The organism is Actinopolymorpha pittospori, assembly GCF_014873875.1.
Taxonomy (GTDB): Bacteria; Actinomycetota; Actinomycetes; order Propionibacteriales; family Actinopolymorphaceae; genus Actinopolymorpha; species Actinopolymorpha pittospori.
Genome location: NZ_JADBEM010000001.1, coordinates 5,309,965 through 5,324,344 on the forward strand (window position 1 = coordinate 5,309,965; position 14,380 = coordinate 5,324,344).

The 14,380-nt window shown below is 71.1% G+C and carries 8 protein-coding genes; 6 read left to right on the forward strand and 2 right to left on the reverse strand.

The annotated features are described in order from the left end of the window. Positions 1 to 23: 23 nt before the first annotated feature. Positions 24 to 749 carry an SIMPL domain-containing protein gene (locus HEB94_RS24955; RefSeq protein ID WP_192752144.1) on the reverse strand — a complete coding sequence of 242 codons (726 nt, stop codon included), beginning with the start codon at positions 747 to 749 and terminating at the stop codon, positions 24 to 26. A gap of 159 nt (positions 750 to 908) precedes the next feature. On the opposite strand from HEB94_RS24955, the gene HEB94_RS24960 reads away from it, so the two are divergent. The 6 genes from HEB94_RS24960 to HEB94_RS24985 all read left to right on the forward strand — a co-directional run bounded on the left by HEB94_RS24960 (position 909) and on the right by HEB94_RS24985 (position 13,701). Continuing rightward, entirely contained in the window at positions 909 to 1,925 is a 1,017-nt protein-coding gene (locus HEB94_RS24960; RefSeq protein ID WP_192752145.1) for a phosphotransferase enzyme family protein, read from the forward strand. A gap of 148 nt (positions 1,926 to 2,073) precedes the next feature. Beyond that, positions 2,074 to 2,817: an ATP-binding cassette domain-containing protein gene (locus HEB94_RS24965; protein ID WP_192752146.1), complete on the forward strand. Its 744-nt coding sequence runs from the start codon at positions 2,074 to 2,076 to the stop codon at positions 2,815 to 2,817. Between the two features lie 8 nt (positions 2,818 to 2,825). Continuing rightward, positions 2,826 to 5,876, forward strand: a complete 3,051-nt coding sequence (locus HEB94_RS24970; protein ID WP_192752147.1) for a hypothetical protein — start codon at positions 2,826 to 2,828, stop codon at positions 5,874 to 5,876. Then, a complete protein-coding gene (locus HEB94_RS24975; protein ID WP_192752148.1) occupies positions 5,873 to 8,896 on the forward strand; it encodes an ABC transporter permease family protein in 3,024 nt (1,007 codons plus the stop codon). The genes HEB94_RS24970 and HEB94_RS24975 overlap by 4 nt, the downstream gene beginning before the upstream one ends. Beyond that, entirely contained in the window at positions 8,896 to 9,720 is an 825-nt protein-coding gene (locus tag HEB94_RS24980; RefSeq protein WP_192752149.1) for an ABC transporter ATP-binding protein, read from the forward strand. The genes HEB94_RS24975 and HEB94_RS24980 overlap by 1 nt, the downstream gene beginning before the upstream one ends. Before the next feature lie 345 nt (positions 9,721 to 10,065). Beyond that, positions 10,066 to 13,701 carry an ABC transporter ATP-binding protein gene (locus tag HEB94_RS24985; protein ID WP_202896532.1) on the forward strand — a complete coding sequence of 1,212 codons (3,636 nt, stop codon included), beginning with the start codon at positions 10,066 to 10,068 and terminating at the stop codon, positions 13,699 to 13,701. Between the two features lie 26 nt (positions 13,702 to 13,727). Here the strand turns inward: HEB94_RS24985 and HEB94_RS52690 are convergent, their stop codons facing one another. Beyond that, positions 13,728 to 14,330: a TetR/AcrR family transcriptional regulator gene (locus HEB94_RS52690; RefSeq protein WP_273376318.1), complete on the reverse strand. Its 603-nt coding sequence runs from the start codon at positions 14,328 to 14,330 to the stop codon at positions 13,728 to 13,730. Positions 14,331 to 14,380 lie beyond the last annotated feature (50 nt).

Below are 14,380 nucleotides of genomic sequence, written 5' to 3' on the forward strand. Positions count from 1 at the left end.
GAGTCGACCTATATCCCGATCGATCAGGCTCCTCGCCCGGCGAGGTCCGGGACATCGGCGACGAACCGGGCGTCGACCACCGCGACCAACTCCTGCGGAACCGGGTCGAGAGAGGGCGTCTCGGGCATGCCGACAGCGGAGGCTCGCGCCGCCATGCGCGAGACGTTCGAGTCACTCGCGTATGCCCCGCTCCCGCGCTCGAGCAGTCCGGCGTCCGCGATCTGTTCGAGGCGGTTCAGTGAGCCACCCAGCGCCGATGCGTAGTGGCGCCCCTTGTCGATCGCGGCCTGGACAGCCTCCGCGCGAACCTCGGGCCAGGACGGGTTGTCGGGATCGACCCCCCAGCTGACGTACGTCACGTCGAACGCCTCGTGGGTCGCCAGCGCGGCGGTGAGCCGATCGACCAGATCGAACTCGCGCACGACGAGGGAAACCGCGACCTGTGCGATCACCCGCCCGGTGGGTCGATGCCCATGGGTCCGTTCGTCCACGTCGTACTCCGGCTGGGTGGTGGCCGAGTAGGCCGACCAGGTGAGCGCCGAGCGTTGCGAGTCGGCCGTGCGGCGCACTCCTCCGAGCGAGCCGACCGCGTCGGTCAGCTGCCTCAACGCGCCCGCGACAGTCGTCAACGCCGCCGGCTTGGTGTCCTCGGTGGCTTCCAGCGTCCCGTTCAACACGCCGAAGTCGGGTGCCACGGTCATCCGGGCCTCCCCACGCACCGAGACCAACGTGGTCCTCTGCTCGTCCATGGCACCGCTCCTTCAGCTGGGCCGAGCCTTCCCCGGCATCCTGCCCCTCATGCTCGGAACATGCTTGGGAACGACGGGCTTGGACCCGCACCAGTGGCGTGCCGTTCGTTCGGGCATCGGGTCGGCCCGTGGCGGCGAAGGTCGGTAGCGTGCCTGGGCATGGCCCGGGTACCGCCTCGCGGAACAGTGTCGCGTGAGTTGCTCGATGTCGTCAGCAGGCAGTACGGACTCCAGCCGCTGAGCGACCATTCCGACCTGGAGGACTCGTTCAACCTCAACGTGGTCGTCCGGGATGGTGACCAGCGGCTTGTGGTGCGGGTGTACCGGTCATCGACGACCGCGCCGCGGTTGGAGGCCGTGCAACGCGTCAGGCGGTTCCTGATCGACGACGGTCTGCCGTTCGCACCGCTGCGACCGACTCTGGAAGGCTGTGGATGGTGCGAGTTCGACGGTCGGCTCATCGAGGTCGAGCAGTTCGTGCCCTCACAGACCTACATGGAGTCCTTCGAGCACATCCGCCTCGCGATGCCCGTGCTCGCCCACCTGCACAACCGGCTCGGACTGGCTCCGGCGACGGGCGCGGCGGCGGCAGCCCCGGTGGCGAATCACGTCGACTCCGCCCACGTTGTCGAATCCGTTGCCGCCGGACTGGCGGTGGCGCGAAGCGCCAGCCTGTCGGCGGAGGAGTCTCGGTACGCCGCGATCGCCGAAACGCTGTCACATCGGTTACGGCGAGCAGAGAAACAGGACGGCGGCCGGCTGCGTTGTCAGCTCGTCCATGGCGACTTCTGGGACGACAACGTGAAGTTCACCGGGTCTCGCGTCTCACTGATCACGGACCTGGACTTCATGGGCGTCCGACCACGCGTCGACGACCTTGCACTGACGCTGTTCTACACCAACGAGCGACTCGGACGTGATGACAGCTCGGGCCAGCGACCTGCGCAACTACGGGAGCTCGTCGACGCCTACGACGAAGCGCTCCGTCCGCGCCTGTCGAAGGCGGAGCGTCAGGCGTTGCCGTACGCCATCGCGCGTACGCCGTTGTGCTTCATCGCCCAGTCGGCTGACTCAGGTGCGGCAGCGGCGGCCCAGGTGTTGCGGGAGCGGGGACCAGTGCTGTCGTGGGCATTGACCACGATCAACGACAGGCGCTGGACGACAGCGTTCGGGTAACGGCGTAGGCGGTCCAGGACCGAGGACGACGGCGGGAACGGCTGTCGAATGCGCCTTTTCCGGCCACGTGACCCGCCTGGGCGCGGGCCGGGATACGGGTATCGTGACTGCGCAGTTTGCCCCAGCCCCGAAGCGATGCGAGGCAATTTTGCGAACCGTCTCCGTAGACCGGCTGACCGCCGCGTACGACACCGGCGATCCGGTCCTGCGGGACGTGACGGTGAGCGCCGAGCCCGGTCGGATGCTGGCCGTCAGCGGCAGGTCCGGCGCGGGCAAGACGACGTTGCTCACGACGATGGCCGGTCTGCTGCGGCCCGCCAGCGGGACGGTCTTCCTCGACGGCGAGCCGCTGCGCGACCGCGACCACGCCGTCGCCCAGGGCGTCGCGCTGATCCCACAGGACAACGGCCTCGCCACCTTCCTGACCGCGGGTGAGAACGTCGAGGTGGCGCTCCTCGCCAACGGATGCCGGCCGGCCGAGGCGCGCCGACTCACCGTCGAGTTCCTGGAACAGCTCGGACTGGCGGGGCAACGAGACCAGCTGGTCGAGGAACTGTCCGGCGGGCAACAGCAGCGCACCGCGATCGCACGCGGGCTCGCCCTGCGCGGCGACGTACTCCTCGCCGACGAGGTGACCAGCGAGCTTGACGCGGTTTCTCGCCAGTCGGTGATGGAGCTGCTGCGGAAGGAGGCGGACCGGGGTGCGGCGGTGGTGTTCGCCACGCACGACCCGGACGCGGCCGCCCTGTGTGACGCCGAGCTCCACCTGGTCGACGGCAGTGCCGAACTCATCCGGGCGGAGCTGGATCCGCCACAGCCGAAGGGGGTCGAGCAGGCAACCGTGTCAGCCGTGCCGAACGGCGGCCGCCACGATCCCGCTCCTCCCGCGTAGGCCACGGCATGTGGTCTGTGTTGGTGGGTGCGCTTGCCGCGCGGCGTGGGCAGGCTGTCGTTGTCACGCTGGTCGCGTTGCTCGCCAGCGCCGCGGTCACGGCCGCGCCCTGGTACGCGGTGAAGGCCACGCAGCAGGTCGGCGTGGCGGCGGTGTCGAGTGCTCCGGTGGAGCAGCGCCTGGTGTCGGTGAGCTGGTTGGCCGGATGGCGCGGCACGGACGGCGTCACGTCCGAGGCCGCCATGAAGCAGGCGCGGAAGGATTTCAGGCCGCCAGGATTCACCACGATCGACGGCGCCTTCGCCCAGGGTGGTGTGCGCCGCGTCGGATCCACGGGAACGGCGGCCGTGGTCAAGGTCGCCTACCGGGCAGACGTCTTCGACCATCTCACGGTGACCGGGTCACGCCCGTCCGCGGCGGGCGAGATCGTCCTTCCCGCCGCCTTCGCCAGCGAGGTGTCCCTCCGCGTGGGCGACGAGGTTCAACTCACCGGTGGGAAGAAGCCGAGCCGAGCACGGCTCGTGGGCGTCTACCGGGTGATCGACCCCAGCGAGCCGTACTGGGCCGATGGGTACCTCGTCGGCCTCGGCTCGGACGACCGCAGCAAACAGGCGACGGTGTTCACCGTTCCGGCGACCATGAGCGACTGGGAGCAGACCACCTACTCCTACGACCTGCTCGCCTCGCCGCGCGCCTTCGCCACGATGGACGTGGAGGACCTCTCCGCGAATGTCAACGCCAGCCTCGCGGCGCTGGGGCAGCAGGGATACTCCACGACCGGAAGCAGCCTCGACGGCCTGCTCGACCGGATCGCCCAGGACCGACGTACCGTCCTGGCCGGTGTGGGGGTCGGTGTCGTCGTGCTGCTGCTGTTCACGTGGTTCGCCCTGGCCGTGGTGGTCCGCGAGGCCGCGGTCCAGGTCCGCGGCGACGTCGGCTGGTGGCGGTTGCACGGAGCACCGTCGGGGCGGGGATGGATTCTCGTTCTGGGACAGAGTGTTGCTCCGCTGCTGGCGGGAGCCGTGATCGGAACCACGCTGGGCTTCGTCGTCGGCCGCGCGGTGAGTGGGCCCATCGATGGTGGCGGTGACCGCACCGCGCTGCTGCTGTCCCTGCTCCTGCTCGGTCTCACCCTGGCGGGCGGGCTCGTCGCCGTCGTGTCCGCCCAGGTCGGGACGTTGTTCACACCCGCCCGCGACCTGCTTCGACGGATACCCGTCCGCCGTACCCGCTGGCGCCGGTCGCTGGTCGACCTCGTCCTGATCGCGCTCGCGGTGTACGGCGTCGTTCAGGCCCTGGTGGTCGGCAGGAGCGTGGAAGGTCTGCCGCTCCTCGCGCCCGGGCTGGCCGCCCTCGCCATCGCGCTCGTCACGGCCTGGGCAGTGCCGCCCGTCGCCAACTGGCTGCTGCTGCATGCCCGTCACGCCGGACGTCCGGCGATGGCGCTGATCGCGGCGCTGACGGCGCGGCGGCCGGAGACGCACCGGCTCTTCGCCCTTGTCACCGTGGCGATCGCGTTGGTGACGACCGCGTTCGTCGGCTGGGACACGACCTCGCGTAGCCAGTGGGACCGGGCCGCCCTGGAGGTCGGCGCCGACCGGGTCCTCACCGTCGACGCCGACGACCCGGCACAGCTGCTGGCCGCCGTACGGTCCGCCGACCCGAGCGGTACCAACGCGATGGCCGTCGTCGACCAGCCGAGCCGGGCGGGCGATCCGTCCGTGCTCGCGATGGACACCTCCCGGCTGGGGGTGGTCACCGGGTGGCGCAAGGAGTACGGCGGCGACGTCGCGCAGGTCGCGGCGGCTCTCAGCCCGGTCGCACCTCGCCCCGTCACGCTGACGACGGACCGGCTCGTCGTCGACGCGTCCGGAACGGATCCCGCAGGTGCACCGGTACACCTGCGGATCCGGCTGCGCACGGTGAAGGACGGAACGCCGGTCGACGCCGTGGTCGGCCCCCTGACGGGCACCCGCCACCAGTACACCGCGGACGTGGACGCCTGCGCCGGGGGCTGCCGGCTGGTCGGCGTCCAGGCGCTCGGCGGCAAGGACGCGGACGCCGCCAGCGGCGACGCGGGCGAGGCGGAGGCGTTGGGGTACGTACCGCCGACCGCGGGCAGCCGGGTCGAGCTCTATCCGAGTGCCGGAGCCGATCGCTCCTCGTTGCCGGCGGCGCTGCTCAGCGAGCCCACCCGGTGGCGCCCGGGGCTGGGCCCGCGCGACCTTGGACCCGCCATCGCGGCGGGGCGCGGCAGCCTCCGCCTCACCCTGCCCCAGATACCAGAGGGCGTCTCCCTCAACCGCAACGACTGGGCCTTCGTCGCGGACACACCGGTGCGGCTGCCCGCGCTCATCGCCGGCTGGTCGCCGGATCCGACCGACGAGACGCGGCTGGTCCCGTTGCCCGGTGCGGCCGTGCCCGCTCAGATCGTGCGTTCCGCCTCCCTCATACCCCGGCACGGCAGCATGGGCACGATCGTCGACCTCAGCTACGCCGAACGGCTGGTGCCGTTCTCACTCAGCGGAGGCCAGCCCCAGGTGTGGCTGGCTGCCGACGCCCCTTCCTCGATAGTGAGCGACCTGCGTGCACACGGAGTGGCACCGGTCCGCGAGGAGTCCTTGTCGGACCGGTTGGACGAGTTACGCGCCGAGGGCAGCGCGGTCGGTGAACGCTTCCAGGCGGCGGTCGCGCTCGTCGGCCTCCTTCTCGCCGCCGGAGCCGTCCTGATCGACGCCGCCCGGGAGCGCCCTGGCCGGGCGGTCGAACTCGCCGCCCTCCGAACGCAGGGTGTCGACGCGAAGGTGGTCCGGGCGGTCGGCTACGGCGGACTCGGCGCCCTTGTCGGCACCGCGGCCCTGGTCGGCCTCGCCGCGGGCATCGGTGGCGCGGCGATCGACCGCATCCTCTACCCGGGCTTTGTCGACGGGTGGTCCGTCCTCCCGACCGCCGACGCCAGCGTGGTTCCTGTGCTGGCGGCCGCGGTGGCCGCCATCGCCCTGCTCGGCACGGTCGTCGTCGCGTCCGGCTCCGCGCTCGTACGTCAGGCGCGGCCATGATCGCGGTCGTCCTCGCGCAACTCGCCACGCGATGGGGTCAGGCGCTGACCCTGTTCGTCCTGTCGATGGCCGCCACCGTCGGAGCGGTGTGCGTTCCCGCCTACAGCGCGGCCATCGATCAGGCCGCCGTCAGCAACGAGGTCGCCGCCGCCGAGAACTCCGAGCTCACGGTCTCGCTGCCGCCACTGTCGGCGGACTCGCCCGAACCACGGACCGACGTGACGGCCATGGTCGACGGACTTCAGACGGCCTCCGACGCGCGGTCGCGACTGACCGGCTTCACGCCGGTCACGACCGTGCAGATGCACGTGCGTGGACTCGCGCGGGCGAACCCGAGCGAGACCCGAAGCCTCCTCGCCCGGGACGGGTTCTGTGAGCGCGTGAAGTTCCGCGAGGGACGGTGCCCGGTGGGAAGCCGGGAGGCGGCGCTGCCGGCCAACCTCGCCCGCGAGGCGCGCCTGCACGCCGGGGCCGAGGTGCAGCTCGAACCCGTACGACGCAACCAGGACAGCTGGGAGTCGGACGGCCCGCTGACGTCGGTCACCATCGTCGGCGTGTTCGACGCGGACCAGCCCTCGTCGCCGTACTGGGGTCTCGAGGACCCGCTCGGGCGGCTCGGGACGCCGTCCATCATGACCAACCGGATGACGGTGGCGAGCCTGCCGCACCGGCAGGAGACGGCCTACCTCGACGCGGTCATGCCGCGTGGCCTGCTCACCCCCGAACGCGTCCCGGTGGTCCGTAGCCAGCTGGAGGCCGCGGAGCAGCGACTCACGCAGGACGATCCGTACGGCGCCGGTCTGCTCACCCTGATGCCGTCGTTGCTCGACCGCATCGAGGAACACGGCACCCAGGCCCGTGCGCTCCTCCCCATCGCCGCGGCACCGTTGATCGCGCTGTGCTGGTTCGTCATCCACCTCGCAGTGGGACACGGCGTGTGGGGCCGCCGACAGGAGATCGGGACCGTGGTCCTGCGCGGCGCGCGGTGGCCGACCCGCGCGATGAGCGTGGCCGCGGAGAGCCTGGTGCCGCTGCTCCTCGGTGTGCCGGTCGGCCTCGTCATCACCCGGCTGCTGGTCGCCTTGACGGTCCCGGGACAGAACGGCCTGGTGGAGATCGATCGGCCCCAACTGGTCGCGGCCGCCTTCGCCGGCGGCGGAACGCTCGTGGCCGGGCTGCTCGCGCTGCGACGCGAGCTCTCGGCGCCGGTCGCCCAGTTGCTGCGCCAGGTTCCGCCGCGCTCGCGACGCGTCGTCGTGGCGGCGGTGGAGCTCATGGTGGTCGCGCTCGGCGTCGTGGTGGTCGCCGAGATGCGCTCACTCGGCGGCTCGCTCGTCGGTGTCATGGTCGCCGCTCCCGTCGTCGTCATCCTGGCCGTGGCGATGCTGGTGTCGCTGGGGGTGCGGCCGCTGATCGGCTTGGTGGGGCGATGGTCGCTACGCCGGGGACGGATCGGCCCGGGTGTCGCGGCGTTCTACCTCGCGCGGCGGCCGGGATCGGTGCGCTTGCTGGTGGTCCTGGCGATGGTCTTCGGGACGTTCGCGTTCGCGGCGACGGCGACGGATGTGGCCGCACAGGGCCGGGAGGCCACGGCGGAGCAACTGCTGGGAGCCAGCCGGGTGCTCGAGGTCCAGGAGGTCGACCGGGCGCAGCTCCTCCGTGCGGTGCGCGCCGCCGATCCGGAGGGACGCCACGCGATGGCCGTCGTCTCTGCGCCGTCCGGTGGCGGTGAGGACCTACCGGTACTCGCCGTCGACTCCACCAGGTTGGCGAAGGTCGCCCGGTGGTCCGAAAGCGACGGCGCGGCGCGACCCGCGCAGGTCGCCGCCCTGCTGCGGCCTCCGGCGCCGAAGCCGATCCTGGTCGGCAACGGCGAACTGACCGCGGAGCTGGATCCCGACCCGTTCACCGAGGACAGGACCCTCACCGTCTCGCTGCTGCTGCGGACCGCGACGGATGACCAGGTGGCCGTGTCCTTCGGACCGGTGGTCAACCTCCGGCCGACCTACACCGCGCGGGTCGACGAGTGCGCCGACAACTGCCGGCTGGTCGGGCTCACCATCACCACGAACTCCAGCGAGGCGGAGCGGGTCGGCGTCAACCTCCTCGCCCTACGCCAGAACGGACGCGACATCCTGCCCCCTCGCGAACTCGCCAACGCCGGTCGGTGGCGCCCGTCCGGGGGCGGCCCCGTCACCGAACAGCTGCGAGTCGTCGGCGACGAGGACGGCCTGTCGATCGCGCAGACCGCACCTCAGCCCGGCAACGACTACGTGCTGCGGACGGTCGACGTGCCGTACCCGCTGCCGGCGATCACGGCCGGGCGGTCGCCGGGCAACCAGCTGACGAACATCGACGGTGAGTCGGTGAGGTACGTCGCGCGGGCGAAGCTTCCGAGCCTGCCGGGAGTCGGTGGGAGGGGGGCCCTGATCGACCTCGACTACGCCGAGCGGTTGACGAGGGAGTCCGGCTTCGCGTCGACGCCGCAGGTCTGGCTGGCGCCTGGCACACCGCACCAGGTCCTGGACCGGCTTCGCCAGCAGGGGCTCACGATCGTCAGCGACCGCACCGTCACCAGCCTCCGTGCCTCCATGGACCGCTCCGGTGCCGCCATGGCGCTGCGCGCCTACCAGCTGGCGTCCGGAGTGACGGTGCTGGTCGGGCTCGGCGCCCTGGCCCTCGTGGTCGCCGTCGACCGCCGGACGTGGAGTCCAGGCATGCGCGCGCTACGAGCCCAGGGTGCGACGGAACGCCTGACGACCGGTGCCGCCCTGTGGTCCTACGGCGGCATCGTGGTGACGAGTGCCGTCACGGGAATGCTCGCCGCCGCCGCGGCGTGGTTCGCCACCAGCAGGCGGCTCCCACTCGGCGTCGACGGAGCGTTGCTGGCGGAGTGGCCGCGCTGGGCGCACGTCGGCGCCCTGCAGGCGCTCGCCATTGCAGTGTTGGTCGCGGGTGCCGTCGCCGGCGGATGGTGGCAGCGACATCTGATCCGAGGACGGCAGGAGGCCGGTGGCTGATGGGCGTGGCGGTGGCATGCCGAAGAGTGGTGCACATCTACCGGATCGAGGGCTCAGACGTCGTCGCGCTCTCCGGTGTCGACCTGTCGATCAGCTCTGGTGAGATGGTCGCGTTGGTCGGCCCGTCCGGGTCCGGCAAGTCGACCTTGATCTCGCTGCTGTCCGGGCTGATGCGTCCGTCGGCTGGTCGCATCGTGGTCGGCGGGTACGACATCGGGAAGCTGAGCGACGCGGAGCTGAACCGGCTCCGCGGCACCGAGATCGGCGTGGTCCTGCAGGGGTCCGTCCGTAACCTGCTGCCCTACGCCAGCCTCGTCCGCAACATCTGGCTCGCCCAGCGACGGGCGGCCGCCACCCGGGGAATCGAACTCGCCGAACCCGAACAGATCCTGGACCTCGTCGGGCTCGCGGCGATGGCACGCTCGAAGCCATCCGACCTCACCCGGGGGGAGCAGCAGCGGGCGGCCCTGGCCGTCGGTATCGCGGCCGGGCCTGGGCTGTTGCTCGTCGACGAGCCGACCAGCCAGCTCGACACGGCGGGCCGTGACGAGGTGGTGGCCGCGTTGAAGTCCGTCAACACCCTGCGCGACACGACCATCGTCGTGGTCACCCACGACCCGGAGGTCGGGACCCAGCTCGGCCGGGTCGTCACCATCCGCGACGGCCGCGTCGGAGCCGAGGGACGCGACGGGCAGGACTTCGCCGTCGTCGCGGGCGACGGCACCGTGCAGCTTCCACCGGAGGTCCTCGGCGAGTTCCCGCCCGGCACGCTGTTCCTGGTCGACCACGACGACGGAGCCGTACGACTGCGGTCGGAGCTGTAGCCAGGACGTCCCGGGGACATTGGTAAGGGCTTTCCAAACTTTGCCAAGAGCTCTGCGCGTCCGGCGATAACTCGTCGCCACGATCGCTTCCGCCCTCTAGGCTTTCGCGGTCGACGACGAGGGGTGGGCTTACTGGTGGCGGAAGCGACGGATGACACGGCGGCCGCGAAGGCGACCACGAAACCAACCAGAGCAACGGAAACGACGAAGATAGAGGCAACGGCCGGCTCACCAGGCCGCGGCACGGCCGACGGGGAAACGTCAACTCCGACTGGCGGAGGCGGCTGGCTGGGACGGCTGGCCGCCTACTGCTGGCGGTTCCGGCGCGCGGTGATCCTCGGCGTGATGTGCTCGGTCGGAGCCAGCGCCGTGGCGGCACTCACGCCGCTGATCGTGCGCGAGGTCGTCGACCAGGTGGTCGTCGGGCAGCGTCAGCCGCTGGCACCGTGGCTCGCGCTTCTGGTGGGCGCGGGAGTCCTACGGCTGGTCTTCTCCCTGGTGCGCCGGATCCAGGCCAACCGCCTCGCCTACGGCGTGGAGTACTCCCTGCGAACGGACCTGTTCGCCTCGTTGCAGCGGTTGGACGGCGCGCAACAGGACCGGCTCCGCACCGGTCAGGTCGTGAGCCGGGCGATCTCCGACGTGACGATGATCGAGCGCCTGTTGGAGAACACCCCGCTGCTGGCGTCCAGTGTCGTCCTGTTCGTGATGTCCCTCGGCATCATGGTGGTGCTGTCGCCGCTGCTCACCGTGGTCGCGCTCGTGATGGTGCCGGCCCTCACGCTGGTGGCCCGCCGCGGCTCGAAGGTGTTGTTCCCGTCGTTCTGGGACTACTCCCAGCGTGCCGGCGAGGTCGCCGGTGTGGTCGAGGCCGCGGTGACCGGCGTACGCGTGGTCAAGGGTTTCGGGCAGGAGCACCGCGAGCAGGAGAAGCTCGAGGGTGCGCTGCGGACACTCTTCGCGGCCGGTCTGCGGCGTACTCGGCTGGCCAGCAGGTTCTTCCCGACGTTCAACGCCATCCCCGCCCTGGGGCAGGTCGGCGTCCTCGCCCTCGGCGGCTGGCTGGCCCTTCGGGGTGACATCACGCTCGGGACGTTCCTCGCGTTCGCCACCTACCTGGCGTCGATGATCGGCCCGGTGATGATGTTCGTCCGGAACTTCGCGTTGTGGCAGACGGCCAAGGCCGCCCTCGTACGTGTCTACGAGATCATCGACTCTCGTCCTTCGATCACGGACGCCCCGGACGCGGTGGACGTACCTGCCGACGCGGCGTTGGTCGAACTCGACCAGGTGACGTTCGGCTACGACGCCGACCATCCGGTGCTCCGCGACGTCAGCCTGCGGATCGAGCCGGGCGAGACCCTCGCACTGGTGGGCGGTGCCGGGTCGGGGAAGTCGACGGTGGCTCTGCTGCTGGCCCGCTTCTACGACCCGCAGGCTGGACAGGTCCGGGTCGGCGGCCGCGACATTCGCGACTTCCGGACCTCCTCGCTGCGGTCCCGGATGGGCATGGTCTTCGAGGAGAGCTTCCTGTTCTCCGACACCGTCGGCTCCAACATCGCCTTCGGTCGGCCGGACGCGCGGGACGACGACGTGGTCGCCGCCGCACGGGGTGCGGAGGCGGACGCCTTCATCCGGGCCCTGCCGGAGGGGTACGACACGGTCGTGGGCGAGCGGGGGCTCACCCTGTCGGGCGGGCAACGCCAGCGGATCGCGTTGGCGCGGGCGCTGCTCACCGATCCGAGCGTGCTCGTGCTCGACGACGCCACCTCCGCGGTCGACGCCGGTGTCGAGGCCGAGATCCACGCGACACTACGCCGGGTGATGCGGGGGCGTACGACGCTCCTGATCGCCCATCGGCGCAGCACCCTGCGCCTCGCCGACCGGATCGCGGTCCTGCATCGTGGCGAGCTCGTCGACTGCGGAACCCACGAGGAGCTCGTCGCCCGGTGCCCGCGCTACCGGATGTTGCTGTCCGGCCACGACAGCGAACTCGACGGCGAACGCGCCGGTGAACTCGACGGTGTACGCGACGGAGCGGACGAGGCGGCGCCGACGGACCGCGCCGGCCTCTGGGACAACCCGCCGGAGGCGGAGGGTACGGGGGTGTTCGGCGGCTCCGGCCTGCCTGCCGAACAGGCGGCCGGGATCGCCAACCTCCCACCCGCGACCGACGTGCCGAGGATCGACGTGGCCGACGCCCGCCGGCCCGAGCCCGGCTTCTCCCTGGGCCGGTTGATCCGACCGTTCCGCGCGGGTCTGTCGCTCGTCCTGGTGTTGCTGATCCTCGACGCGGTGGCGCAGCTGGTGATCCCGTGGCTCACCCGCGCCGGAATCGACCACGGCGTCAACGCCGGCCAGACCGGCGCGCTGTTCGGACTCTCCGCGATCGCGTTACTGGTCGTCCTCGCGGCCTGGTTGGTGCGCGGCTTCGAACAGTTCGCCGTCGGCCGGACCGGTGAGAACATGATCTTCTGGCTGCGCACGAAGATGTACGCCCACCTGCAGCGGCTCGGTCTCGACTACTACGAGCGCGAGCGGGGCGGCCACGTGATGACCCGGATGACCAGCGACGTCGACGCGGTGACGTCCTTCGTCCAGTCCGGCCTCGGCCAGGCTGTCGTCGCGGTGCTGTCGTTCTTCGGCGTCCTGGGCGTGATGCTGACGCTGGACGCCGGGCTCACGGCAGGTGTCCTGACCATGGTGCCCGCCTTCGTCGTGGCCGCGCTGCTGTACCGGAAGTACGCGAGCCGGGCCTACAGCGCGGCGCGGGAACAGCTCAGCGAGGTCAACGCCAACTTCCAGGAGAACGTCGCCGGTATCCGGGTCGCGCAGGCCTACGGTCGGGAGCGGCGCAACATCGAGGTGTTCGGCAAGCTGAGCCTGACGTATCGCTCCACGCAGATGCGGGCGCAGGTCCTGATGTCGGTCTTCTTCTCCTTCGTCGACCTGGCCAACGAGCTCGCCGTCGCGATCGTCCTCGGCATCGGCGCCGGGCGGGTGGCGGGGGGCAGCCTCACCGCCGGCGGCATCGTCGCGTTCATGCTGTATCTCACGATGCTGTTCTCGCCCCTGCAGCAGATGTCGCAGGTCTTCGACGGATACCAACGTGCCAAGGTCGGCTTGCGCCGGATCGGCGAACTGCTGCAGACGCCGACCTCGACAGCGCAGTCCGATGATCCGCGCGCGGTGTCCTCGTTGTCGGGGGAGATCAGGTTCGACGACGTGCGGTTCGGTTACGTCGCGGGCGAGGAGGAGGCCCTTCGGGGAGTCGACCTGCGGATCGTGCCCGGAGAGACGCTCGCCGTGGTGGGCGAGACGGGCGCCGGCAAGTCGACCTTGATGAAGCTGGTGGCGAGGTTCTACGACCCGACGTCGGGCGTGGTGCGGGCAGACGGGGACGATCTGCGCAGCCTCGACCTGACTGCCTACCGGCACCGGCTCGGCGTCGTACCCCAGGAGGCCTACCTGTTCTCCGGAAACGTCCGCGACGCCATCGCCTACGGCCGACCGGAGGCGAGCGACGCCGACGTCGAACGCGCCGCCCGTGCCGTCGGAGCGCACGACATGATCGCGACGCTTCGCCACGGTTACCTGCACCCCGTGGGCGAACGCGGGCACGGCCTGTCCGCCGGGCAGCGCCAGCTCCTGGCGCTGGCCCGGGCCGAGATGGTCGACCCCGACATCCTGCTTCTCGACGAGGCCACCGCCGCGCTCGACCTCGCCACCGAGGCTGCCGTCACCCAGGCGACCGAACGCCTCGCGCAGCGGCGTACGACCCTCGTCATCGCACACCGGCTCACCACCGCGGCACGGGCCGACCGGATCCTCGTCGTCGACGCGGGCCGCATCGTCGAGACCGGTGCGCACGAGGACCTCGTGCGTGCGGGAGGCCGGTACGCACAGCTGTGGGAGACCTTCACCGGCGCGGGTGACGAGCCGCCTGAGTCACGGCCACGCGAACCAGCCGCGCTGGCGTAGTCCCTCGGCTATGGGCGACCCGTCGTTCACCGCCAGGCGCCGAGCACCCGAGCGACCACGTCGTTCACCAGGCTGGGCGGGATGGGCTGGTGGGCGATGAAGCGGCGGTAGAAGAGCGGGCTGGTGAGCAGGTCGGTGGCCAGCTCCGGATCGAGGTGACTGGGCAGTTGGCCGCCCTCGCGGGCGCGGGTCAGGGCGACGAGGATCGGTTCGCGGCGGCGGCGGGTCAGGTCGGCGTGCAGGGTCGCGAGCGTGGGGTCGCGTTCGGCGGCGTCGATGAAGGCCGCGAGCAGCCGCGGGAACGGAGTCTCTTCGAGCAGGGCCACGAAGGCGGTGAGGAGCTGGGCCACGTCGGTCTGGACGTGGCCAGTGTCCGGCACGGGAAAGGGCTCGAACGTGGCGTCCATGGCGTCGACCATGAGCGCGCCGGAGGTGGGCCAGTGTCGGTACAGGGTGGCCTTGCTCGCGCCGGCGCGCCGGGCCACCGCCTCCATCGTGAAGCCGGGCAGGCCGTGCTCGTCGAGCACCTCGAGAGCGGCCCGCAGTATCCGTCGACGCGCTCCCGCCCCCCGCGAGATCGGCTCGCGAGACTCGGATCGGTCCCCATCCTGTCCAGACTCGCCGGCCATTGCCCCACCTCCATCGAAACGCTAGCGTACAGATGCTAAGAGAACGCTCT

What these genes read in the sequence shown, in the direction of transcription:
- HEB94_RS24980 (WP_192752149.1), top strand. Translation starts at nt 8,896, where the DNA reads ATGGGCGTGGCGGTGGCATGCCGAAGAGTGGTGCACATCTACCGGATC.
- HEB94_RS24985 (WP_202896532.1), top strand. Translation starts at nt 10,066, where the DNA reads ATGTGCTCGGTCGGAGCCAGCGCCGTGGCGGCACTCACGCCGCTGATC.
- HEB94_RS24975 (WP_192752148.1), top strand. Translation starts at nt 5,873, where the DNA reads ATGATCGCGGTCGTCCTCGCGCAACTCGCCACGCGATGGGGTCAGGCG.
- HEB94_RS24955 (WP_192752144.1), bottom strand. Translation starts at nt 749, where the DNA reads ATGGACGAGCAGAGGACCACGTTGGTCTCGGTGCGTGGGGAGGCCCGG.
- HEB94_RS24970 (WP_192752147.1), top strand. Translation starts at nt 2,826, where the DNA reads ATGTGGTCTGTGTTGGTGGGTGCGCTTGCCGCGCGGCGTGGGCAGGCT.
- HEB94_RS52690 (WP_273376318.1), bottom strand. Translation starts at nt 14,330, where the DNA reads ATGGCCGGCGAGTCTGGACAGGATGGGGACCGATCCGAGTCTCGCGAG.
- HEB94_RS24960 (WP_192752145.1), top strand. Translation starts at nt 909, where the DNA reads ATGGCCCGGGTACCGCCTCGCGGAACAGTGTCGCGTGAGTTGCTCGAT.